Raw genomic sequence first — 22,285 nt, forward strand, 5'->3', positions numbered from 1 at the left:
GGGTTCGGAGGGTGTGCATGCGGCGGCGGCAGGGTCCCGTCTTTCCCGGGTACCTGATGATTCTGCTGGTGGCGTTGCTGGGGCTGGCATTGCAGGTTTCGCCACAAACAACGCATGTAGTGCAGAAGTGGGCGCTTCCGGTCATCGTGCTGTGCATGCTGCTCATTCCGCTCGTCCTGGCGTGGGAGAAGGGGCAGGAGCGGCGGAACCTGGCGCGGCCGGTGTGGAAGGGCGACCGGTCGCCGTATCCCGGGCTGGACGCGTTCACCGAGGACGACGACGCGGTCTTCTTCGGGCGGGACGCCGAGATCCAGGATCTGGTCGAGCGGCTGAGGGGCGAGCGGCGGGCGATCGCGGTCACCGGGCCGTCCGGGGTGGGGAAGTCGTCGCTGCTGCACGCCGGGGTCCTGCCGAGGGTGGCGCAGCTACGGCGGTGGATCGTCGTGCCGTCGATGACACCGGAGGACGACCCGTTCCGGTCGCTGTCCTACTGCCTTGCCGACGCCCTGGACGCGGACGCCGAGGACATTGCGGCCGGTCTGCGCGCGGACGGCCGGGACGCGCTCGGGCGCAGCCTCGACGCGCTGCGGAAGGGGCGGCGGAACCGGGCCGTGCTGATCGTCGTCGACCAGGCCGAGGAACTGCTGACGCTGAGCGGCGACGATGATCGTGACGCGTTCCTGGACATGCTCGAGGGCGCCCTGGACGGCGACCCGAAGCTGTGGGCCGTGTTCGTGTTCCGGGCGGAGTTCCTGACCGCCTTCCTGAGCGGCGAGCACGCCGACCTGTTCCGGCACCCGTTCACGGTCACGGCGCTCGACCGGGCGGCGCTGCGGACGGTGATCCGGGAACCGGCGGAGCGGGTCGGGATCGCGTTCGAGCCGCCGGAGCTCGTCGCGCAGATGGCCGACGACACCGGCGACGGGACGGCGCTGCCCCTGCTCGCCTACCTGCTGCACGAGCTCTACCTGCACGTCGGCCGGAACGGCACCATCACCCTTGAGGACTACCGCAGGACCGGAGGCGTCGACGGGGCGCTGACCCGGCGCGCCGACCGGCTGATGGCGGAGCTGGAGGCGCTGGACCCCGCGCCGCCCGTCCTGCCGACGCTGCTGAAGTTCGTCAAGTTCACCGAAGGGCGGCCGACGCGGCGGCGGGTCCCGGGCGGCGAGCTGGACGGGCCGGGACGCCTCGTCGTGGACGCGTTCGTCCGCGAGCGGCTGTGCACCAGCGGCCGGGACGGCGACGGCGCCGTGTTCGAGGTGTCGCACGAGGCGCTGTTCTCCGCGTGGGCGCCGCTGCGGCAGACGATCGCGCTGCACGCCGAGACGCTGCGCCGCATCGCCGACCTGGAGCAGTGGGCCGCGGAGTGGAACCGCTACGGCCGCCAGGAGGCGTACCTGCTGCGCGGCGACCGGCTCGCCGGGGCCCGCAAGTGGATCGCCGAGGCGGACGGCCTGGCGGCGATCGAGCCGCTCGCCGTCGAGTTCGTCGAGGTCTCGCACCGGTCGGACGGCGTCGCGATGCGGCGGCTCGCCGACTCGATCGCCCGGCAGGCGCTGACCGCGTTCCAGACCGACCCGGAGCACAGCCTGCTGCTCGCCCTGGCCGCGCACGAGGAGTGCGCGCCGACCCCGCTGGCGCGGCGCGCGCTGTCGGCGGGGTTCGCGGTCTCCCGGATGCGCGGCGTCCTGCGCGGCCACGACGACCGGGTCTGGTCGGTGGCCTGGTCGCCGGACGGTTCGCTGCTGGCGAGCGCGTCGTCGGACCGCACCGTCCGGCTGTGGGACGCGGCGTCCGGCGCCGCGACCGCCGTGCTGCGCGGCCACGAGGAAGCGGTCGCGGCGGTCGCCTGGTCGCCGGACGGGTCGCGGCTCGCGTCCGCGTCCTACGACGGCACGGTGCGGATCTGGGACGTCGAGGCCCGCGCCCGGGTCGCCGTGCTGCGCGGGCACGGCGACATGGCGTGGTCGGTGGCCTGGTCGCCGGACGGCTCGCGGGTCGCGTCCGCCTCCCGCGACGGCGACATCAGGATCTGGGACGCGGCGGACGGGACGACCGTGTCGACGCTGACCGGCCACGACGGCTGGGTCAGGGACGTGGCGTGGTCCCCCGACGGCGCCCGCCTCGCCAGCGCCTCCGACGACCGGACCGTCCGGATCTGGGACGCGGCGACCGGCGCCGAGCTGTCGGTCTGGCGCGGGCATGAGGACACCGTCCGGATGGTCGCCTGGTCGCCGGAGGGTGACCGGGTGGCGAGCTGCTCCTACGACCGGACGGCGCGCGTGTGGGACGCCGCGACGGGCGCGTCCGGCATGGAGCTGCGCGGGCACGCCGACCTGGTGTGGTCCATCGCCTGGTCGCCGGACGGCGACCGCCTGGTCACCGCGTCGCACGACCGGACGGTCCGGCTCTGGTCGGCCCGGGAGTGCGTCGAGCTGGCGGTGCTGCGCGGGCACGCCGAGAACGTGCGGGGGGTGGCGTTCGCGCCGGACGGCGCCCGGGTGGCCACCGGCTCCGACGACCGGACCGTCCGGCTCTGGGACACCGAGCGCGCCGCCGAGCTGGCCGTGCTGCGCGGCCACACCGGCTCGGTCGCGGCGGTCGGCTGGTCCACCGGCGACCGGCTCGCGTCCGCGTCCTATGACGGCACGGCGCGGATCTGGGCCGATGGCGTGTCCCTGGTGCTGCGCGGGCACGCCGACGAGGTCTGGGACGTGGCCTGGTCGCCGGACGGGGAGCGGGTCGCCACCGCGTCCCGGGACCGCACCGCCCGGATCTGGCGTGCCGCGGACGGCGCCGAGGAGACCGTGCTCGACGATCACACCGACTGGGTGCGGGCCGTCGCCTGGTCACCCGGCGGCGACCTGCTCGCGACCGCGTCCGACGACCGCACGGTCCGGATTCGCGAGTGGCGCGGCGGCGCCGAGCCGCTCGTGCTGCGCGGGCACGAGGACACCGTCCGCGCCGTCGCCTGGTCACCGGACGGGGAACGGGTCGCCAGCGCGTCCCACGACGGGACGGTCCGGATCTGGGAGCGCCGGACCGGTCTGCAGGTGATGCTGCTGAACGTGCCGCAGAGCGCGGTGCGGGCGATGGCGTGGTCGCCGGACGGGCGCCACATCGCCGCCCTGTCCAAGGACCGCGACGTGCGGGTCTGGGACGTCGCGGAGGGAGTCGAGGCGGCGCTGCTCACGGGGCATGAGGGCTGGGTGTGGTCGATGGCGTGGTCGCCGGACGGCCGGACCCTGGCGACGGCGTCCACGGACCGGACCGTGCGCCTCTGGGACCCGCTCGCCGGACGGGAGCTGTGCGTCGCGGGCGTCCACCGCGACGAGGTGTGCTCCGTCGCCTGGTCGCCGGACGGGACCCGGGTCGCGTCCGCGTCGGCCGACCGGACGGTGCGGGTGTGGGAGGCCGTGACGGACGGTGAGGCGCTCGTCGCGCGGGCCCGCAGCCGGGTGTTCCGGCGGCTCACGCGGGACGAGCGCCACACCTTGATGATCCCCGCCCCCCGGACCGCGCCGGAGCCGGAGGGCGAGCGGTCACCCGCCTGAGCGGGTCACCGGCCTGAGCGGGTCACCGGCCCGAGCGGGCGTACAGGCGGAAGGCGGACGTGCCGAGGCCGGCGGGTTCGGGGACGCCGGGCGGGGCCGGACGCTCGTCGTAGCGGTCGGTCTCGCGGTGCCATTTGAGGATCCCGGCCATCCAGTCGCGGAGCTCGCCGAGGTAGGCGCCGAGGGCGGTGCGGGCCGTCTCGTCCAGGTCCATCTCGTCGGCCAGGGCCGGGAGCTCGTGCTCGGCGAGGTACTCGAACTGGCGGCGGCGGGACGTGATGAGGTCGTTCACGATGGGCAGCGCCTCGTCGCGGCCGCAGCCGAAGAAGTTCTGCACGGCGAGGATGCCGTTGTTCACCTCGCCCTCGTACTCGATCTCCTTCTGGTAGGAGAAGCAGTCGTTCATGAGGCAGGCGACGTCCATCACGGAGGCGTCGATCTCGCGGAGGGTGCGGGTCGCGAAGACGTCGGCGGGGATCTCGTGCGCGTGCTCGATCCGGGCGAGGGCCATCGTCATTTCGGAGCCGAAGGTGTGGCGGCGCATCTCCAGGTAGTCGACCGGGTCGGGGATGCGCGACTGGAGGTGGTTGTTCAGTTCCCACAGCCAGCTTTCGACCATGTGCTCGACGGCGGCGCGGAATTCGCGGCGCCCGGCCTCGTTCATGGGGGTGGCGGTGCGCCGCCAGAGGTCGCCGAGGGCGGCCTCGAAAGGGTTCTCCGGCTCGGGCGTGGGGCCGCAGTCGAGCGGCATGAACGCGGGGACGCGGGCGTTGAAGTGCTTCGCACCGGCCATGTCGCGGTCGCGGTTGAAGACGGCGGGGAAGTAGTCGTCGCCGTAGGTTCCGCAGGCCAGCCACTGGGTCGCGAGGTCGAGGGCCTCCGGGCTCGCGTCGGGGTCGAGGGACGCGGAGCATATCTCCAGCGCCATTCCGGTGACCCTCTCCTCGGTCCAGACCGGGTCGGGAAGGCGCGGCTGCGGGTCGAACATTCCCATGTCGCGGCACCAAGCGACGGTGTTGGCTCCGGCGCTCGCGCGGTGCGGGTTGACGCGCGCCGGATAGGGGATGTCGAACTCGGGCAGCGGCGTCGGCCCCACCTTCTGGTAGGGGACGTGCGGGAGGCTGATCCGGGCCGACCGGATCAGCGCGGGAATGCGGGCCGCGGACATGCCCAGCGATTTCTTGTTCATGTAGCGGCCGGAGCGCGTGTGCCATTCGTGGCAGCCGGACTGCCAATCCTGGAGCGCCTTCACATAGCCGGACACGTTCGCCCGCTCGACGGGGTCGAGGGCGCGGTCCTCGAAGAGCTGCGGCAGTTCGGTGAGGGTGGTGTTCTCGAACTGGCGGAGCCGGGACGTCAGTAGATCGTTGACGGTGTCGGCCGCGGCCTGCGGGGCGACGCCGAGGAACCGCTCCATCACGAGAACGGAATTGTTGATCTCGCCTTCGGACTCGGTCTCGCGCTGATACGAGAAGATGTCGTTCCGGAGATGGACGGCGTCCGAGAACGTGTCCTTGAGGACGCGCAGCGGGCGGGTCCGCACCACCCGCCAGGGGACCTCGACGCCCGCCGCATGTTCCGCCAGATCGGCCGACCACGGCGCGCCGCCGACCTTGCGGCGCATCTCGATGTACTCGACCGGGTTCGGGACGCGCCCGGTGCTGATGTTGGACAGCTCCCACAGCGACTCGCGGAGCAGGTTCAGGGTGCTCTCGGAGAAGCGGCGCCGCCACGCGTGCGACTTCGACGGGACGGTCCGCGCCCACAGGTCGGCGAGCCCGCGCTCGACGGCGTTCGTCGGCTCCGGCGGGTCGAGCGACATGAACAGCGGGAGCCGGTCGAGGTAGGCCTTCGCGCCCTGCTGGTCCTGCGTCTTCTTGAAGACCTCCAGGAAGTGGTCGTCGAAGTAGAACACCCAGACGTACCAGTCGGTGATGAGGTCGAGCTCTGGGGCGTCGCAGTCGGGATGGGTGTAGGCGCACAGCAGGGGGTAGTCGGCGGATTCGAGCTTGGCCTCGTCCCAGACGTCGGGGGTGCCGGGGTCGCGGTTCTCGTCCAGCATCCGCATCTCGCGCGCCCACGCCATCGTGTGCGCCCGCGCGCCCTCCAGATGCGGGTTGAGCCGGGCCGGATACGGGACGTAGAAGTCGGGCAGCTCGAACGGTTGCATCGACCGGCCTCTCTCTCGCGGGGTCCGGGACAGGTCCAGAACGGTCCGCTGGGCAACTTACAGCACCCGCAAAGTTACCGACGGTGACATATTGCTCTCCCGGTTTCCATGCACGCTCATGGGTAAGGCGGGGTCATGACCGAGTCGTATGAGCCCGCGGAGGTCGGCGACGACTCGCTGGCGCAGAACCTCCAGCTCGCCCGGCGGGTGGCCGACGCCGCGCAAGAGGAGATGCTGGACAAGGCGAGGCGGCGCGTCCCGGCGCTGCGGCTCGGCGCCGTCGCCGGGGTCTTCGGCGTGCTCGCGACCGCCGCCGTCCACCGGATGAACCTGCGGTTGCTGGAGCGGAAGCTGCCGCCCGAGCTGGCGGCGTTCGTCGCGGCGGCCGTGTACGGGGGCGGGGCCGGTGCGGCGGCGATGGCCGCGTCCCGCAAGTGGCGGGGCCTGCCGCCGCCGCTGCCGACCGAGACGGCGCGCCAGGTCGTGGAGATCCTCGCCGACCCGGACGGCTCTGACGGCTCGGCGATGCCCGATCGTTCGGCGTGAACGACATCCCATGACGGACGTCAGCGGACGCGACGCCGTCCAAGGCGGTCCGGTCCAGGGCGACGCCGTCCAAGGCGGGGGCGTGCGTGCCGGCGACCTCACCGGCGTGCGGGCCGCGCGGCCCGGGGCGATCGCCGAGGCCGCGGCGGCGCGGCGGCGCCGCGAGGGGCCGCCCGGCGCGGCCGGGCGGCGGTTGATGCTCATCGCGGCGGACCATCCGGCGCGCGGCGCGCTCGGCGTGGGCGGCGACCTGACCGCGACGGCCGACCGCCGCGAGCTGCTCGACCGGCTCTGCGCCGCGCTCGGCCGGCCCGGCGTGGACGGCGTCATCGGCACCCCCGACATCCTCGAAGACCTCCTCCTGCTCGGCGCCCTGGACGGGCGGCTCGCGATCGGGTCGATGAACCGGGGCGGCCTCGCCGGGACGGCGTTCGAGATCGACGACCGGTTCACCGCCTACGACGCCGCCGCGATCGCCGCGTCCCGGCTGGACGGCGGCCGGCTGCTGTTCCGCGTCGACGACTCCGACCCGGCGACCGCCCGGACGCTGGAGGGCTGCGCGGGCGCGGTGTCGGCGCTCGCGCGGCGGCGGCTGCTGGCGCTGGTGGAGCCGCTCGTCGCGCACCGCGTCGACGGGCGCGTCCGGAACCTGGTGACGCCGGAGGCGATGATCCGCGCGGTGTCGGTCGCGTCGGGGCTCGGCGTCACGTCGGCGTACACGTGGCTGAAGGTGCCGGTAGCCCCGGAGATGGCGCGGGTGCTGGCGGCGACGACGCTGCCCGCGCTGGTGTCGGGCGGTGACGACGGCGGCGACCCCCGCGAGGCGATGGACGGCTGGCGGCGCGCGCTGCGGATCCCGGGCGTCCGGGGCCTGGTCATCGGGCGGGCCCTGCTGTACCCGCCGGACGGCGACGTCGAAGGCGCCGTGGACGCCGCCGCCGCGCTCCTCTGAACACGCGCCCCTCTGAACAACTAAGGCTCTTGTGAACAGCCGTCGATCCAGGGTAGGCCCGGAATCATGGACAGCGAATCCACCCCGGTGCACGCCGACATCAGCCTCGTCGTGAACGGGCGGGAACACCGGCTCAACGTCGACACCCGCGCGTCCCTTCTGGACGTGCTGCGCGAGGACCTCGGGCTGACCGGCTCGAAGAAGGGCTGCGACCACGGGCAGTGCGGCGCGTGCACGGTCCTCATCGGCGGACACCGCGCGAACGGGTGCCTCGCGCTGGCCGTCGCCCATGACGGAGAGGACATCGTCACCGTCGAAGGGCTCGCGCAGGACGGGCGCCTCAGCCCCCTCCAAGAGGCGTTCATCGAACAGGACGCGTTCCAGTGCGGGTACTGCACGCCCGGCCAGCTCTGCTCTGGGACGGCGATGCTGGACGAGGTCGGGCAGGGCTGGCCCAGCGCGGTGACCGGCGACCTTGGGGCCGACCCCGTCCTGGACGACGACGAGATACGCGAACGCATGAGCGGCAACCTGTGCCGGTGCGGCGCCTACGTCGGCATCGTCGCGGCGCTGAGGGAGGCGGCGCGCCGCGAGGAGGAGGCCCGCAAGGAGGCGGCGGAGGCATGAGGCCCTTCACCTACGAGCGCGCCACCAGCGCCGAAGACGCCCTGACGCGGCACTACGGCCACGACGGCCACGGCGGCGCGACCTACTACCTCGGCGGCGGGACCAACCTCGTCGACCTGATGCGGCTCGGCGTCGAGACCCCCGCCAGGCTCGTGGACGTCGCGCACCTCCCCTACGACCAGATCCAGCTGACCCCGGGCGGCGCGCTCCTCATCGGCGCGGCCATGACCAACAGCGCGCTCGCCGCAGACCGGACGGTGCGTGAAGGGCATCCCATGCTCGCGCAGGCCGTCCTGGCGGGGGCATCCGGGCAGATACGCAACAAGGCGACCGTCGGCGGCAACCTTTTGCAACGCACACGCTGCTCCTACTTCCAGGACACCGCCAAACCCTGCAACAAGCGAGACCCCGGCAGCGGGTGCCCGGCACGGGAAGGGGAGCATCACAACCTGGCGATCCTGGGGCATTCGGAGGCGTGCGTGGCGACGCACCCGTCCGACATGGCGGTGGCGCTGTCGGCGCTGGACGCCTCGGTGCACGTCCTGGGGCGCGGCGGGGCGAGAACCATCCCGATGGACGAGTTCCACCGGCTCCCCGACAACGAGCCAGAGCGCGACACCGTCCTCGAACCGGGCGACCTTGTCACGGCGGTCGAGGTTCCTCCGCTCGGCATGCGGTCCCGCTACCGCAAGGTCAGGGAACGGGCGTCGTTCGCGTTCGCGCTGGTGTCGATAGCTGCGGCGCTGGACGTGGACCCGGACAGCGGCGCGGTGCGGGACGTCCGGCTGGCGCTGGGCGGCGTCGCGCACAAGCCGTGGCGCGCCTGGTTCGGCGAAGAGGCGCTGCGCGGGGGGCCCGCGACGCGCGAGTCGTTCCTGCGCGCCGCCGAGGCCGAGCTGGACGCCGCCGAGCCGCTGCGCGACAACGCCTACAAGGTGCCGCTCGCGCGCAACCTGATCGTCCGGACGCTGACCGAGCTGGCCGAAGCGGCCGGGGTGACCGAAGCGGGGGAGGGGACGGCGTCATGACCGAACGGCTGGAGAGCCGCGAGAAGGTCACGGGAGCGGCGCGTTACGCGTACGAGTACCCCGTCGAGAACGTGGCGTACGCGGCGGCCGTCCAGGCGAGCGTCGGGCGCGGTGAGATCCTCGCCGTGGACGCCGACGCGGCGCTGGCGCTTCCCGGCGTGCTCGCCGTCCTGTCGTGCGAGAACGCGCCGAAGCTCAGCGATCCGCCGGACGGCGAGCTGGCCCTGTTCCAGTCCCGGACGGTCTCCTACCGGGGCCAGTTCGTCGCCGCCGTGGTCGGCGAGACGCTGGAGACCGCGCGGGAGGCGGCCCGTCTCGTCCGGGTCGAGTACGCGTCGGAGGCCCCGGACGTGCGGCTGCGCCCCGACCACCCCGGCCTCTACCAGCCGGGCAAGGTGAACCCCGTCTTCCCTGCCGACACCGAGCAGGGTGAACCCGAGGACGTGTTCAACAATTCAGCAGTTCGCGTGGACGTCACGTACACGACGCCCGCCGAGCACAACAATCCGATGGAGCCGCACGCCACCCTCGCCCTCTGGGACGAGCACGGGCACCTCATGCTCTACGACTCGACCCAGGGCGCGTCGAACGTCAAAAGCATGCTGGCCCAGACGTTCGGCCTTGACCCGTCCCATGTGCGGGTCGTGGCCCCGCACGTCGGTGGCGGGTTCGGCTCCAAGGGAATCCCTAAGCCGAACGTCGTCCTGGCCGCGATGGCCGCAGGCGCCGTGCGGCGTCCCGTGAAGTTCGCCGTCCCGCGCCAGCAGATGTACGCGACGACCGGCTACCGGACGCCCACCATCCAGCGTCTCCGCGTCGGCGCGGACAACGACGGGCGCCTGAACGCGATCCTCCACGACGTGGTGGAGCAGACGTCCACCGTCAAGGAGTTCGCCGAGCAGACCGCCACGCCGACCCGCGTCATGTACCAGGCGCCCCACCGGCGGACGACGCACCGGCTGGTCCCCCTGGACGTCCCCACACCGTCCTGGATGCGCGCCCCAGGCGAGACACCCGGCATGTACGCGCTCGAATCCGTCATGGACGAGCTCGCCATCGCCACCGGCATCGACCCCATAGAGCTGCGCATCCGCAACGATACCGACCGGGAGCCGGAGAGCGGCCTGCCCTTTAGCTCGCGCAACCTCGTCGCATGCTTGCAAGAGGGCGCCGCCCGCTTCGGCTGGGCCGGACGCGACCCCGCGCCCGGTGTCCGCTGGGAGGGGCGCAAGCTCATCGGCACGGGCGTCGCCGCGTCCACCTATCCCGCCTACATGAGCCCCAACCGCGCGACCGCCCGCGCCGAGCCGGACGGAACGTTCACCGTCCGCATCGCCGCCGCCGACATCGGCACCGGCGCCCGCACCGCCCTCGCCCTGATCGCCGCCGAGGCGCTGAAGGCGGACCTCGGCGACGTGACGGTCGAGGTCGGCGACAGCGCGTTCCCGAAGGCGTCGGTCGCGGGCGGCTCCTCCGGGACGGCCGGGTGGGGGACGGCCGTCGTCCGCGCCTGCGAGGCCCTGCGCGGGAAACTGAACGGCGAAGTCCCGCCGGAGGGCCTGGAGGCGGAGGCCGACACGACCGCGGAGGTGAAGGCGCGCGAGAAGTACGCCCGGCACGCGTTCGGCGCGCAGTTCGCCGAGGTGGAGGTGGACGCCGACACGGGCGAGGTCCGCGTCCGGCGGATGCTCGGCGTCTTCGCCGCCGGGCGGATCATCAACCCGACCACCGCCCGCTCCCAGTTCATCGGCGGCATGACGATGGGCATCGGCATGGCGCTGATGGAGGAGAGCGTCATGGACGAGGTGTTCGGCGACTACCTCAACCGGGACCTCGCGCAGTACCACGTCCCGGCCTGCGCCGACATCCGCGACATCGAGGCGACCTGGGTGGAGGAGTCCGACCCGCACCTGAACCCGATGGGCTCCAAGGGCATCGGCGAGATCGGCATCGTCGGCGCGGCGGCGGCCGTCGGCAACGCCGTCCACCACGCGACCGGGATCCGCGTCCGGAACCTGCCCATCACCCCGGCCAAGCTCCTCCCCGATCTCTGACCCGCCCGGGGGGCGCCCCCAACCCGCGAGGTGATCGCCGTGTACCAGCAGGTCCTCGATCCCGTCGCCGGCTCGCTCGGCTGGAGCTCGCTCGTCGCCGCGCTGCCGCTGGCCGTGCTGTTCGTCCTGCTCGGGGGCGTGCGCATGCGGGCCTGGCCGGCCTCCCTGATCGCGCTGGCCGTGTCCCTGGCCGTCGCGGTCTGGGCGTACGGGATGCCCGCGAGCCAGGCGCTCCTGGCCGGGACGGAAGGCGCCGCGTTCGGCTTCCATCCCATCCTGTGGATCGTCATCAACGCCCTGTGGGTCTACAACATCACCGTCACCACCGGGCACTTCGACGTGCTGCGCCGCACGTTCGCGCAGGTCAGCGACGACCAGCGGCTGCAGGCCGTGCTGATCGCGTTCTCGTTCGGCGCGCTGCTGGAGGCGCTCGCCGGGTTCGGGACGCCGGTCGCGGTCACCTCCGTGATGCTGATCGCGCTCGGCTTCCCGCCGCTGAAGGCCGCCGTCCTCGCGCTCACCGCCAACACCGCGCCGGTCGCGTTCGGCGCGATGGCGACGCCGATCCTCACGCTCGGCAAGGTCACCGGCGAGTCCAGCGACACGCTCGGCGCCATGGTCGGGCGGCAGACGCCGATCCTGGCGGTGTTCGTCCCGCTCGTCCTCGTCGCCATCGTGGACGGGCGGCGCGGCTTCCGCGAGACCTGGCCGGTCGCGCTGCTGTGCGGCGCGTCGTTCGGCGCCGCGCAGTACGCGACGGCGAACTTCGTCTCGGTGCCGCTCGCGGACGTCGTCGCGTCGCTGGTGTCGGCGGCGGCGGTCGTCCTCGCCGTCCGGCTGCGCCCGGCCGCGCCCACGGTCCCTGCCCCGGTCGCGGGCGGCGCCGCCGACGAGCCCACCCCCGAGTTCGCCGCCCGTGTCGAGGGTGACCGTGCCGAGGGTGATCGGCGGGCCGCCCCGGTCAAGGATTCGCGCGCCGAGATCGTCCGCGCCTACGCCCCGTACGCGATCATCATCGCGGTCTTCGTCGTCTGCCGGCTCGGCCCGGTCAAGGACGCCCTCGACCGGGCCACGGCGACGTTCTCCTGGCCCGGCCTGGACCTCACCGATCCGGCCGGCGAGCCGCTGTCGCTGCCCACGTTCACCCTCAACTACCTGACCACGCCGGGGACGCAGATGCTGGCCGCCGGGCTGATCACCATGGCCGCCCTCCGCGTCGGCCCCGGCCGTGCCGCCGGCGCGTACTGGACGACCCTCGTCCAGCTCCGGTGGGCGATCGTCACGGTGATGGCGGTGCTCGGGCTGGCGTTCGTGATGAACGCGTCCGGCCAGACGGTCACGCTCGGCACGTGGATGGCCGGGGCGGGCGGCGCGTTCGCGCTGCTGTCGCCGATCCTCGGCTGGCTCGGTACCGCCGTCACCGGGTCGGACACCTCGTCGAACTCCCTGTTCGGAGCCTTGCAGGTCACCGCGGCGGGCAAGGCCGACCTGTCACCGGTGCTGATGGCGGCGACCAACAGCTCCGGCGGCGTCCTCGGCAAGATGGTGTCGCCGCAGAACCTCGCCATCGCGGCGGCGTCCGTCGGGCTGGACGGGCGGGAGGGCGACATCTTCCGCCGCGTCGTCCTGTGGAGCCTGCTGTTCCTCGCCGGAATGTGCGTTCTGTCCGGGCTCCAATCGACCGGTGTCCTCGGCTGGATGGTGCCCTGACGGGCGTCCCGCCAAGGAAGGCGGCGCGTCCGGCAAAGGAAATCGCGCCCGATCGTTGTTTTCCCGCCCGGTTGGGGCCACAAGCCGCCGACAGATGAGAGCCTGGGATATACGGGACCGCGACGGCAGCGGCACCCCCGGTCCTAGGCGAGGAGCGGATGACGGTCTGGCGGATCACCGACGGTGAGGACGGCGTCGAGTCGGGCGAGCGGGCGTCGCCCGCCACCGGCTCCGGCATCGGCTCCGGGCCCGGCTCCGGCGACGGACCCGGCGGCGACATTGTCGAGCTCGACACGGCGCTGCTGCACATCACCGCCTCGCCGGCCGCGGCACGGCTCGTGATGAACGGCGAGATCGACGTGTCGAACGCCGGTGACGTGACCCGCGCGCTCGACGCAGCGCGCGGCCGCGTTCCCGGCTGCGACGTCCACGTCGACCTGACCGCGGTCGACTTCGTCGACGTCGCGGGGCTCCGCGCCTTCAACCTCGCCGCCCGCGACCTCCACGAGGACGGCCGGATGCTCGTCCTGCACGCTGTCTCGCCGCACATCGACAAGCTGTTCGCGACGATCGGCTGGAGCTCGACCCCCGGCCTGCAGATTCACTGCGGCCCCCGCGCCTGACAGCCTGCGCCCGGCCCGCCGCCTGGGCCCCCGTCATTAATCAATACGCCACGTCCGCCCCTTCGCGCGGCAAACAACCCCCGCCACGCCCGAGATGTCATTGAGTATCTGTTCCGAGGCAGTTTGACCCTGAATAGTGCGGTTAGGGGGTTTTTATAGCTCTCCTATTTCAGAGGGGGATCTCATGGCAAGGCGTAGAGAACGTGCGGAAGAGCAGCGTGCGGAGGCGCCTATGGCCAGCGAGCGCACCGAAGCGGCGGCGCCGGCCCATGGCGCCGCGGCGGCCGCCCCGGGCAGGGGCGCCGACATGCCCGGCGAGCACGCGCTCTGGGAGGACCGGACCCGCATTTCCCTCCAGCCCATCGCGGCACCGTCCATCCTCGGGCTGTTCGGGTTCGCGGGCGCGACCGCGATGGTCGGGGCCTGGCAGGCCGGCTGGTACGGCGACGCCGGCACCCCGCTGGTCCTGTGGCCGTTCGTGCTGACGTTCGGCGGCCTCGCCCAGCTGCTGGCGGGCATGTGGGCCTACCGGGCGCGCGACGGCCTCGCCACCGCGGTGCACGGCATGTGGGGCGCGTTCTGGCTCGCGTTCGGCCTGCTGTTCATGCTGGTCGGCATGGGCGCGTACCCGGTGGAGCAGGCCCCGGTCCTCGGCGGCCTCAGCGAGGGCTTCGCGTTCTGGTTCATCATGCTGGCGGTGATCACCGGCCTGTGCGCGATCGCCGCGCTGGGGGCGAACCTCGCCATGGCGCTGATGCTGGCGGTCCTCGCCGCGGGCGCGGGCTTCACCGCGGCCGGCTTCTGGGCCCCGTCCAACTGGTCGCTGGACGTCGGCGGCTGGCTGTTCGTCGCGTCCGCGGTCCTCGCCCTGTACGCGGCGGCCGCGATGATGTTCGAGAACACCTTCGGCCGGACGATCCTGCCCACCTTCAAGATGCGGACCAAGAGCGCGACGCCCGCGCGGCGCGGGGCCCGGCCGATGGAATACCGGCACGGCGAGCCCGGAGTGAAGATCGGCCAGTGAACCGGCCGGGCCAGGCCGATCATCCCGCCGACCTGGCGATCTTCGGTGTTTCGTCTTGACATTCCCGTTGCCCTATCCTGTGCCGATCCAGCACGACCCGGCTCGGAGGGGAGCGGGAATGTCATCGGCCGTCCGGCGGACGTGGCGGCGCCTCGTCCAGACGTACCACCTGCTGTGCGCGCGGGACGACGCCGCCGCGCACGGCTACAGCGTGCCCAGCGGCGTGTGGGCCTGCGTGCGCTGCCACCAGCCCCACCTCGAGCTCTCAGCCCTCCACCAGCACCTCCGCACCGAACACCCCTGACGCGCTCCGGCACGTTCTGACACGTTCCAAAGGTGCGGGGGCGCGTCGTAGGCTCGGGAGTCGACGGAGGGGCTGAACATGAACGAGCCGATGCGCACCAACACCGCCGCCTACGAGCAGACCGTCCGGTCCACGCTCGCGCTCGCCGCGACGCTGGGCGACGCCGACTGGCACCTGCCGACCGAATGCCCCGGCTGGACGGTCAAGGACCAGTTCGCCCATATCGTCGGCGTCGAGCTCACCCTGCTGGGCGAGCCGGAGCCCGAGATCGAGGTCCCCGAGTTCGACCATGTCCGCAACGACTTCGGCCGGTGGCTGGAGACCGCGATCCACGTGCGCCGCCCGGTGCCGGGCCCGGTCGTCGCCGAGCAGCTCGCGGACGCGCTGGAGCGCCGCCTCGTCCAGATCCCCGGCCTCGACCCCGACCACATCGTCATGTGCCCGGACGGGCGCGAAGGCGCCTACAGCCGCCTGATGAAGTTCCGCGCCATGGACTGCTGGACGCACGAGCAGGACATCCGCCGCGCGGTCGGCCGTCCCGGCAACCTCGACGCCCCGGCCGCGCACTCCTTCTGGGAGCTGATGAGCGTCGCCCTGCGCCGCATCGTCGCCCGTCCCGGGAAGGCGGAACCGGGCCAGTCCGTCGCGTTCACGATCAACGGCCCGCCCGACTTCCGCGCGGCCGTCCTGGTGGACGGCGACCGGCGCGGCCAGTGGGCCGAACCGGACGACCCGACCGCCGCGCTCTCCATGGACCTGGAGACCTACGTCCGCCTCACCGCCGGGCGCTGCACCGCCGACGCCGTCGAGGTCAAGGTCGACGGGGACGAGGAACTGGCCGGACGGGTCCTCGCGAACATGGCCATCACGCCCTGACCCGGAGGCGGCGCCGGACGGTGCCGCACGGCCCCCGGGAAATGGGCGCGCCACCACCGGCGTGACGATGCCGACACCCATCGCTGCTCCCCTCGCAGGAAAACGTTCTATCATCCGGCGGCGGACGTGCCAGGCGGCGGGTGGGGTCCCGCAAGCCCTGCTGAGCATGCGTTACCGGCCCTCTTCCCAAGAGACCAGGCGGTTGCTAGATTCCAGCTAACAAGAATTCATTTCAGTCGCGCTCCGGGAGGTGCGATGACCGAGGTCAGGACGGTGGAGGACCCGGCGGCGTCGGCGCGGCGGGAGTCGCCGCCGTCCATGATCGAGCGGATGACGCTGATCCTGGACGCCTTCAACGGCCCGTCCGCCCGGCTGACCCTGGAGGACGTGGCGCGCCGGACCGGGCTGCCGCGCTCCACCGCGCACCGGATCCTGGACCAACTCGTCCGGCAGCGCTGGCTCGCGCACCACGCGTTCGGCTACGGCCTCGGCCGCCGCGCCCTCGGCCTCGGCGGGCGGGACGGCGGCCACGGCAAGATCCGGGAGGCGGCGGCGCCGCTGCTGCACGGGTTGCAGGTCACCACCGGGCTCGTCGCGCACCTCGCCGTCCTGGACGGCGCCGAGGTCTACTACCTGGACAAGCTCGGCGGGCGGCTCGCCACGTCCGTGCCGTCCCGGGTCGGCGGGCGCGCCCCCGCGCACTGCACCGCGCTCGGCAAGGCGATGCTGGCGTGGCTGGAACCCGAGCGGGTGGACGCGCTGCTCGGCCCCGAGATCACCCGGTTCACCGACCGGACCATCGGCGAGCTCGGCACCCTCCACCAGGAGCTGCACCGGGTCCGGCAGCGCCGCGGGCTGGCGTTCGAGCGCGGCGAATCCTACCCCGGCATCGCGTGCGTCGCGGCGGCGCTCCGCGGCGCCGAGGGGCCCGTCGCCGGGATCTCCCTGGCCGGCGACATCCGCGCGCCGCTGGAGAACGTCGCGCCGCTGGTCGTCACCGCGGCCCGCGAGGCGTCGCAGATCCTGTTCCCCGGCTCGGGCTCGGCGGCGTCCGGAACCCGCGCCCGGCGCCGTGGCGGCGCGGCGGCACCGGCGACCTGGTCGCCGGAGACGATGAACCGGCTCCTCGCCGTCGACGGGCGGGGCGACTGGATGTAGGGCGCGGGCCGGGCGCTCCGCCGGGCCCGGTCAGCCCCAGCCCCACCGGTCGCCGATGCCCCACGGGTCGGGCGCGATCGGCGCGTCGGGCTCGTTGATGCCGAACCGGCTGCGGAAGAACACCATCGGACGCCGCCAGGCGCCGTCCCGGATGTCGTGCCGCTCGATGCCGAGCACCCGCCCGACCACGATCTCGTGGTCGCCGGCCTGGTGCACGTCGTGGACGGCGGCGTGCACGCACAGCAGGACGTCCGGCAGCCGAGGCGTGCCCCAGGGCGACACGTCCCAGTCCAGGCCCTCGAACTTCGTGCCGTGGCGCGACCCGAACCGCTCGCACAGCTCCCGCTGCTCCTCGGCCAGCACGTTCACGCAGAACCGTCCCGCCGCCCTGATCCGCGGCCACGAACGGCCACGGCGGTCCGCACAGAAAAGGATCAGCGGCGGCTCAAGCGACACCGAGGCGAACGACTGGCACGCGAAGCCGACGGGCTCACCGCCGTCGAGGGCCGTGACCACGGTGACGCCGGTGGCGAACTCCGCCATGGCCGTCCGGAACTCCGCCGGGTCCAGGGCCGTCCCGGGCCCCGGCAGGGCTGCGGCGTCTTCTGTGAGCGCTGGCTCGGCTGGCATCTGTTCACCTCGGGGGCTCATAACGGGTTCCTCTTCATTTCTAACAAGTGATGCTGAAGCGGCATTCGTCCATGGTCGCCCGGCGTCCCGATCAGTGGAAGCGGGCACGGAGCGGCCCCCTCGGGCGCGCGGCGCGTCCCGCTGATCGGGATCGGCGGGACGGCCCGCCCGCCCGGCCGATTACGTTCCGGGCAAGCCACCCTCGGAGGACTGAGAGATCATGCCCACGGAGTTGACCTACGAGTCGACACTGCGCGAGCTCGCCACCGATCAGGGCGTCCTGCGCTACCACGAGGCCGGCGAGGGCCCGCCGCTGCTGATGCTGCACGGCTCGGGCCCGGGCGTCACCGGGTGGCGGAACTTCCGCGGCAACCTCGCGCGGTTCGCCGAGCACTTCCGGTGCCTGGTCCTGGAGTTCCCCGGCTTCGGCGTCAGCGACCCGACCGACGAGCACCCGATGCTCGCCGCCGGGGCCGCCGCCGTCCGGTTCCTGGACGGCCTGAACCTCGCCCAGGTCGACGTGATCGGCAACTCGATGGGCGGCATCGTCGGCACGCAGGTCGCGCTGGGCCACCCGGACCGGGTGCGGCGCCTCGTCACGATCGGCGGCATCGGACGGAACGTCTTCAGCCCCGGGCCCGGCGAGGGCATCAGGCTGCTGATGGAGTTCACCGACGACCCGACCCGCGAGCGCCTCATCCGGTGGCTGCACTCCATGGTGTACGACCCGCGCCTCGTCACCGAGGAGATGATCGAGGAGCGCTGGCGGCAGGCCACCGACCCCGGCACGCTCGCCGCCGCCCGCCGCATGTACGGGTCGAAGGCGATGGCGGCGCGCGCGAAGGCGATGGCGCGATCGGACGAGCCGCCGTACTGGGCGATGCTCCACAGGCTCAGGGCCAAGACGCTGATCACGTGGGGCCGGGACGACCGTGTCAGCCCCGTCGACATGGCGCTCGTGCCGATGCGGACGATCCCCGACGTCCAGGTCACCATCTTCCCCAACTGCGGGCACTGGGTGATGATCGAGCAGAAGTCCGCCTGGGAGAGCGCCGTCCTCGCGTTCTTGACCATGAAGGACGACTGATGGCCGCGATGCCCGCGTGGGACCACGAGTACGACCTGGTCGTCGTCGGCAGCGGAGGCGGCGGGATGACGGCCGCGCTGACCGCCCACGACGCCGGGATGAGCGTGCTGGTCGTCGAGAAGGGCTCGAAGTTCGGCGGCTCGACCGGCATCTCCGGCGGCGGGATCTGGATCCCGAACAACCCGGTGCTGAAGGCGCGCGGCCACGACGACAGCCGCGAGTCGATCCGCCGCTACCTGGACCTCCTCACCGAGGGACGTGTCCCGGCCGCCCGGCTCGACGCGTTCGTCGACAACGGCCCGGCGGCGATGGAGCTGATCTGCAAGAGCCGGTGGATGCGGTTCTTCTGGACGAAGGGCTACGCCGACTACCACCCGGAGCTGGAGGGCGGCCGTCCGCTGGGCCGGTCCATCGAGGCCAAGCCGTTCGACACCCGCAAGCTCGGCGAGGACGAGAGGCACCAGCGGCCGAACAGCATGAAGGGCCCGCTCGGCCTCTGGATCACCGCCAAGGACTACCACGACCTCGCGATGGCGAAGCGCACGTGGGCGGGACGGCGGGCCTCGCTGGTCGCGGCGTGGCGCGTGTCGTCCAACGTGATCCGCCGCCGCCACATGGCGACCGGCGGCCGTGCGCTCGTCGCCCGGATGCGGATGGCCCTGAAGGACGCCGGCATCCCGCTCTGGCTGAAGACGGCCATGACCGAACTCGTCACCGACGAGGCGTCGGGCCGCGTCACCGGGATCGTCGCCACCGGACGCGACGGCAGCCCGATACGCATCGGGGCCCGCAAGGGCGTCCTCCTCGCGACGGGCGGCTTCGACCACAACCAGGAAATGCGCGACAAGTACCTCCCCAAGGGCGGCCAGGAGGACTTCGCGATGGGCGCCCGCGAGAACACCGGCGACGGCATCCGCGCGGGCGCGAGCCTCGGCGCCGCGCTGGACCTGATGGACGACGCCTGGTGGATGCCCGCCGTCCGGCACCCGGCCGGGGCGACGATCCCGCTGGTGTCCGAGCGCGCCATCCCCCGGCAGGTCATCGTGTCGCAGGACGGGACGCGCTTCACCAACGAGGCGGCCCCGTACGTCAACTTCGTCCACGACCAGCTCGCGGGCGGCCACGTCCCCGCCTGGTTCGTGATGGACGCCAAGGCCCGCGCCCGCTACCCGTTCGCGCAGATCCTGCCCGGCGCCCCGATCCCGAAGGCGTTCTACGACGAGGGCATCGCGGTCAGGGCGGACTCCCTCGCCGAGCTGGCGGGCAGGATCGGCGTCCCCGCGGCCGGGCTGATCGAGACCGTCCGGATGTTCAACGGGTACGCCCGCGCGGGCAAGGACGCCGACTTCGGCCGCGGCGACTCCGCCCACGACCGCTACTACGGCGACCCGAACCTGAAGAACCCGAACCTGGACGTCCTCGACACCGCGCCGTACTACGCGTTCCGGCTGGAGGTCGGCGACCTCGGCACCAAGGGCGGCCTCGTGTCGGACGAGCACGCCCGCGTCCTGCGCGAGGACGGCACGGTCATCGAGGGCCTGTACGTGACGGGCAACGCGTCGGCGTCGGTGATGGGCAACGAGTACGCGGGACCGGGCGCGACGATCGGCCCGTCCATCGTGTTCGGCTACATCGCCGCCCGCCACGCCGCCGCGGCCCCACCGGCGGCGGAGCGGCGATGACGGGACTGAAGGCGCGGGTGGTCGACGTCGTCCACGAGACGGCGGACGCGCGCTCGCTCGTCCTCGAACCCGCCGAGGGCGACCGGGACCGGTTCTCCTACCGTCCCGGGCAGTTCCTCACCGTCCGGGTCCCGGCCGAGGACGGCTGGGCAGCGCGCTGCTACTCGCTGTGCAGCTCGCCGCTCACCGACGACCGGCTGAAGGTGACGGTGAAGCGGGTGGACGGCGGTCTCGGGTCCAACTGGATCTGCGACAACGTCACGGCGGGCGACGTGCTGGAGGTGCTGCGCCCGGCCGGGACGTTCACGCCGTCCTCGCTGGACGACGACCTCCTCCTCGTCGCGGGCGGCAGCGGCATCACCCCGATCATGTCGATCCTGAAGTCGTGCCTGGTGGGCGGAACGGGCAAGGTCGCCCTCCTCTACGCCAACCGCGACGAACGATCCGTCATCTTCGCCGACGAGCTGAGGGCCCTCACCGAGGAGCATCCCGACCGGCTGACGGTCGTCCACCTGCTGGAGTCGGTGCAGGGCCTGCCGACGCCCGCCGCCGTCCGGTCCCTGGCCCGCCCCTACGCGGGCCGGCAGGCGTTCGTCTGCGGCCCCGAGGTCTTCATGGACCTGGTCACCGGCACGTTCACCGGCCTCGGCATGCGCGTGCACGTCGAGCGCTTCTTCTCCCTGGAGAACGACCCCTTCGAGGAACCCGAGGCCGTCGACGCCCCCGGCGGCGAGGCCGGCGAGGCCGGTGAGATCGAGGTCGAGATGGACGGCGAGACGCGGACGGTGCCCTGGCCGAAGTCCGAACGGCTCCTCGACGCCCTGCTGCGCGCCGGGGTGGACGCCCCGTTCTCCTGCCGGGAGGGGAACTGCTCGGCCTGCGCCTGCGTGGCGCTGGAGGGCGCGGTCACCCTGGACGCCAACGCGGTCCTCGACGAGCAGGACCTCGCGGACGGCCTCATCCTCGCCTGCCAGGCGAGGCCGGTCACCGACCGGCTGAAGATCACCTACGACGGCTGACGAGACGGACACGGGAACGGACACGGGAGAGGCGATGGCGAACCGCGTGCTCGACGCGATCATGGAGAGGGCGGAGCAGATCCGCGAGCTCGGCCCCGTCAACGAGGCCCTCGGCAGGCTGGACGACAAGGCCGCGCGGGCGCTCCGCGAGACCGGCGCCATCCGGCTGCTGCAACCGGAGGCGCACGGCGGCCTGGAGGCGCACCCGCGCGAGTTCGCCGAGACCGTGATGGGCATCTCCGCGCTGGACGGCTCCACCGGCTGGGTCGCCGGGATCGTCGGCGTCCACCCGTGGGAGATGGCGTACGCGGACCCCAAGGTGCGCGAGGAGGTCTGGTCCGGCGACCCGGACGTGTGGATCGCCTCCCCGTACGCCCCGATGGGCGTGGCCCGCCCGGTGGACGGCGGCTACGTGTTCAGCGGCCGCTGGCAGTTCTCGTCCGGCACCGACCACTGCGACTGGATCTTCCTCGGCGGGATGCTCGGCGACGCGGACGGCAAGGTCGCGCAGCCGCCCCGCTCCCTGCACCTGATCCTGCCGCGCTCCGACTACGAGATCGTCGAGGACTCGTGGGACGTCGCGGGCCTGAAGGGCACCGGCAGCAAGGACGTCATCGTCAGGGACGCGTTCGTCCCCGCCTACCGGACGCTCGAATACACCAAGGTCGTGGACGGCTCCGCGGCCCGCGACGCGGGGCTGGCCAACCCGTCCTACCTGATGCCGTTCTCGTGCGTGTTCCCGCTCGGGATCACCTCCGCCGTCATCGGGATCGCGGAGGGCGCGCTGCACCACCACCTCGCCTACCAGCGCGGACGCGTCCAGATCACCGGCACGAAGATCAAGGACGACCCGTACGTGCTGTACGCGATCAGCGAGGCCGCCGAGGAGATCAAGGCGTCCCGGACCGCGCTGCTCGACAACTGCTCGCGCGTCTACGACCAGGTCGCCGCGGGCCACGAGCCGACGTTCGCCGAGCGCGCCGCGGGCCGCCGCACGCAGGTCCGCGCCGCATGGCGGGCGGTGCGGGCGATGAACGAGATCGTCGTCCGGTCGGGCGGGAACGCGATGCGCAGCGACAACCCGATCCAGCGGTTCTGGCGGGACGCGCACGTCGGCCTCGCCCACGCGATCCACGTCCCCGGCGCCGTCTACCACGTGTCCGCCCTCACCGACCTGGACATCGAGCCGCCCCAAGGCCCCATGCGCTCGATGATCTGACCCGAACACGACGAAGGGA

The 22,285-nt window shown here is 72.7% G+C and carries 18 protein-coding genes; 16 read left to right on the plus strand and 2 right to left on the minus strand.

What is annotated here, in order from left to right; translation table 11 throughout:
- Positions 1–155 precede the first annotated feature (155 nt).
- On the plus strand, positions 156–3,557 hold the full coding sequence (locus E1264_RS16670; RefSeq protein WP_132174430.1) for a WD40 repeat domain-containing protein: 3,402 nt from the start codon (positions 156–158) through the stop codon (positions 3,555–3,557).
- 22 nt (positions 3,558–3,579) lie between these two features.
- On the opposite strand, the gene E1264_RS16675 is transcribed toward E1264_RS16670, so the two are convergent.
- Complete coding sequence (locus tag E1264_RS16675) at positions 3,580–5,727, minus strand: germacradienol/geosmin synthase (RefSeq protein ID WP_132174432.1); 2,148 nt, start codon at positions 5,725–5,727, stop codon at positions 3,580–3,582.
- A gap of 135 nt (positions 5,728–5,862) precedes the next feature.
- Between E1264_RS16675 and E1264_RS16680 the strand changes: the two genes are divergently transcribed.
- The 11 genes from E1264_RS16680 (at position 5,863) to E1264_RS16730 (ending at position 16,629) form a co-directional block, all read left to right on the plus strand.
- A complete protein-coding gene (locus tag E1264_RS16680) occupies positions 5,863–6,273 on the plus strand; it encodes a phage holin family protein (protein ID WP_132174434.1) in 411 nt (136 codons plus the stop codon).
- Positions 6,274–6,283: 10 nt separating this feature from the next.
- Positions 6,284–7,225, plus strand: a complete 942-nt coding sequence (locus tag E1264_RS16685) for a deoxyribose-phosphate aldolase (RefSeq protein ID WP_243710971.1) — start codon at positions 6,284–6,286, stop codon at positions 7,223–7,225.
- 66 nt (positions 7,226–7,291) lie between these two features.
- Positions 7,292–7,852, plus strand: a complete 561-nt coding sequence (locus tag E1264_RS16690) for a 2Fe-2S iron-sulfur cluster-binding protein (RefSeq protein ID WP_132174436.1) — start codon at positions 7,292–7,294, stop codon at positions 7,850–7,852.
- On the plus strand, positions 7,849–8,880 hold the full coding sequence (locus E1264_RS16695) for a xanthine dehydrogenase family protein subunit M (RefSeq protein WP_132174438.1): 1,032 nt from the start codon (positions 7,849–7,851) through the stop codon (positions 8,878–8,880). Before E1264_RS16690 ends, E1264_RS16695 begins: the two co-directional genes overlap by 4 nt.
- Positions 8,877–10,934: a xanthine dehydrogenase family protein molybdopterin-binding subunit gene (locus tag E1264_RS16700; protein WP_132174440.1), complete on the plus strand. Its 2,058-nt coding sequence runs from the start codon at positions 8,877–8,879 to the stop codon at positions 10,932–10,934. The genes E1264_RS16695 and E1264_RS16700 overlap by 4 nt, the downstream gene beginning before the upstream one ends.
- Before the next feature lie 39 nt (positions 10,935–10,973).
- Positions 10,974–12,644 (plus strand): L-lactate permease, encoded by a 1,671-nt coding sequence (locus E1264_RS16705; protein WP_132174442.1) that lies wholly within the window; start codon positions 10,974–10,976, stop codon positions 12,642–12,644.
- A 158-nt stretch (positions 12,645–12,802) separates the two neighbouring features.
- Complete coding sequence (locus E1264_RS16710; RefSeq protein WP_132174444.1) at positions 12,803–13,267, plus strand: STAS domain-containing protein; 465 nt, start codon at positions 12,803–12,805, stop codon at positions 13,265–13,267.
- A gap of 232 nt (positions 13,268–13,499) precedes the next feature.
- Entirely contained in the window at positions 13,500–14,291 is a 792-nt protein-coding gene (locus E1264_RS16715) for a GPR1/FUN34/YaaH family transporter (RefSeq protein ID WP_207935966.1), read from the plus strand.
- Between the two features lie 118 nt (positions 14,292–14,409).
- Positions 14,410–14,595, plus strand: coding sequence for a hypothetical protein (locus E1264_RS16720; RefSeq protein ID WP_132174446.1), 186 nt, complete (start codon positions 14,410–14,412; stop codon positions 14,593–14,595).
- A 78-nt stretch (positions 14,596–14,673) separates the two neighbouring features.
- On the plus strand, positions 14,674–15,471 hold the full coding sequence (locus E1264_RS16725; protein WP_132174448.1) for a maleylpyruvate isomerase family mycothiol-dependent enzyme: 798 nt from the start codon (positions 14,674–14,676) through the stop codon (positions 15,469–15,471).
- A 255-nt stretch (positions 15,472–15,726) separates the two neighbouring features.
- Positions 15,727–16,629 (plus strand): IclR family transcriptional regulator, encoded by a 903-nt coding sequence (locus tag E1264_RS16730; protein ID WP_132174449.1) that lies wholly within the window; start codon positions 15,727–15,729, stop codon positions 16,627–16,629.
- A gap of 30 nt (positions 16,630–16,659) precedes the next feature.
- Here E1264_RS16730 and E1264_RS16735 read toward each other — a convergent pair whose 3' ends face one another.
- A complete protein-coding gene (locus E1264_RS16735; protein WP_132174451.1) occupies positions 16,660–17,259 on the minus strand; it encodes a flavin reductase family protein in 600 nt (199 codons plus the stop codon).
- A gap of 220 nt (positions 17,260–17,479) precedes the next feature.
- Between E1264_RS16735 and E1264_RS16740 the strand changes: the two genes are divergently transcribed.
- From E1264_RS16740 to E1264_RS16755, 4 genes are read left to right on the plus strand one after another with little or no spacing between them, the layout of a single operon-like run.
- Positions 17,480–18,346 (plus strand): alpha/beta fold hydrolase, encoded by an 867-nt coding sequence (locus E1264_RS16740; protein WP_132174453.1) that lies wholly within the window; start codon positions 17,480–17,482, stop codon positions 18,344–18,346.
- Positions 18,346–20,028, plus strand: a complete 1,683-nt coding sequence (locus tag E1264_RS16745) for an FAD-binding protein (RefSeq protein ID WP_132174455.1) — start codon at positions 18,346–18,348, stop codon at positions 20,026–20,028. The genes E1264_RS16740 and E1264_RS16745 overlap by 1 nt, the downstream gene beginning before the upstream one ends.
- A complete protein-coding gene (locus E1264_RS16750; protein ID WP_132174457.1) occupies positions 20,025–21,047 on the plus strand; it encodes a ferredoxin--NADP reductase in 1,023 nt (340 codons plus the stop codon). The genes E1264_RS16745 and E1264_RS16750 overlap by 4 nt, the downstream gene beginning before the upstream one ends.
- 34 nt (positions 21,048–21,081) lie before the next feature.
- Complete coding sequence (locus tag E1264_RS16755) at positions 21,082–22,266, plus strand: acyl-CoA dehydrogenase family protein (protein ID WP_132174459.1); 1,185 nt, start codon at positions 21,082–21,084, stop codon at positions 22,264–22,266.
- Positions 22,267–22,285 lie beyond the last annotated feature (19 nt).

The sequence above is a fragment of the Actinomadura sp. KC216 genome (assembly GCF_004348535.1).
GTDB lineage: Bacteria > Actinomycetota > Actinomycetes > Streptosporangiales > Streptosporangiaceae > Spirillospora.

Bases quoted from the DNA above. Each gene is read 5' to 3' on its own strand.
- E1264_RS16670 (WP_132174430.1), top strand. From the start codon at position 156: ATGCTGCTCATTCCGCTCGTCCTGGCGTGGGAGAAGGGGCAGGAGCGG.
- E1264_RS16675 (WP_132174432.1), bottom strand. From the start codon at position 5,727: ATGCAACCGTTCGAGCTGCCCGACTTCTACGTCCCGTATCCGGCCCGG.
- E1264_RS16680 (WP_132174434.1), top strand. From the start codon at position 5,863: ATGACCGAGTCGTATGAGCCCGCGGAGGTCGGCGACGACTCGCTGGCG.
- E1264_RS16685 (WP_243710971.1), top strand. From the start codon at position 6,284: ATGACGGACGTCAGCGGACGCGACGCCGTCCAAGGCGGTCCGGTCCAG.
- E1264_RS16690 (WP_132174436.1), top strand. From the start codon at position 7,292: ATGGACAGCGAATCCACCCCGGTGCACGCCGACATCAGCCTCGTCGTG.
- E1264_RS16695 (WP_132174438.1), top strand. From the start codon at position 7,849: ATGAGGCCCTTCACCTACGAGCGCGCCACCAGCGCCGAAGACGCCCTG.
- E1264_RS16700 (WP_132174440.1), top strand. From the start codon at position 8,877: ATGACCGAACGGCTGGAGAGCCGCGAGAAGGTCACGGGAGCGGCGCGT.
- E1264_RS16710 (WP_132174444.1), top strand. From the start codon at position 12,803: ATGACGGTCTGGCGGATCACCGACGGTGAGGACGGCGTCGAGTCGGGC.
- E1264_RS16715 (WP_207935966.1), top strand. From the start codon at position 13,500: ATGGCCAGCGAGCGCACCGAAGCGGCGGCGCCGGCCCATGGCGCCGCG.
- E1264_RS16720 (WP_132174446.1), top strand. From the start codon at position 14,410: ATGTCATCGGCCGTCCGGCGGACGTGGCGGCGCCTCGTCCAGACGTAC.
- E1264_RS16725 (WP_132174448.1), top strand. From the start codon at position 14,674: ATGAACGAGCCGATGCGCACCAACACCGCCGCCTACGAGCAGACCGTC.
- E1264_RS16730 (WP_132174449.1), top strand. From the start codon at position 15,727: ATGACCGAGGTCAGGACGGTGGAGGACCCGGCGGCGTCGGCGCGGCGG.
- E1264_RS16735 (WP_132174451.1), bottom strand. From the start codon at position 17,259: ATGCCAGCCGAGCCAGCGCTCACAGAAGACGCCGCAGCCCTGCCGGGG.
- E1264_RS16740 (WP_132174453.1), top strand. From the start codon at position 17,480: ATGCCCACGGAGTTGACCTACGAGTCGACACTGCGCGAGCTCGCCACC.
- E1264_RS16745 (WP_132174455.1), top strand. From the start codon at position 18,346: ATGGCCGCGATGCCCGCGTGGGACCACGAGTACGACCTGGTCGTCGTC.
- E1264_RS16750 (WP_132174457.1), top strand. From the start codon at position 20,025: ATGACGGGACTGAAGGCGCGGGTGGTCGACGTCGTCCACGAGACGGCG.
- E1264_RS16755 (WP_132174459.1), top strand. From the start codon at position 21,082: ATGGCGAACCGCGTGCTCGACGCGATCATGGAGAGGGCGGAGCAGATC.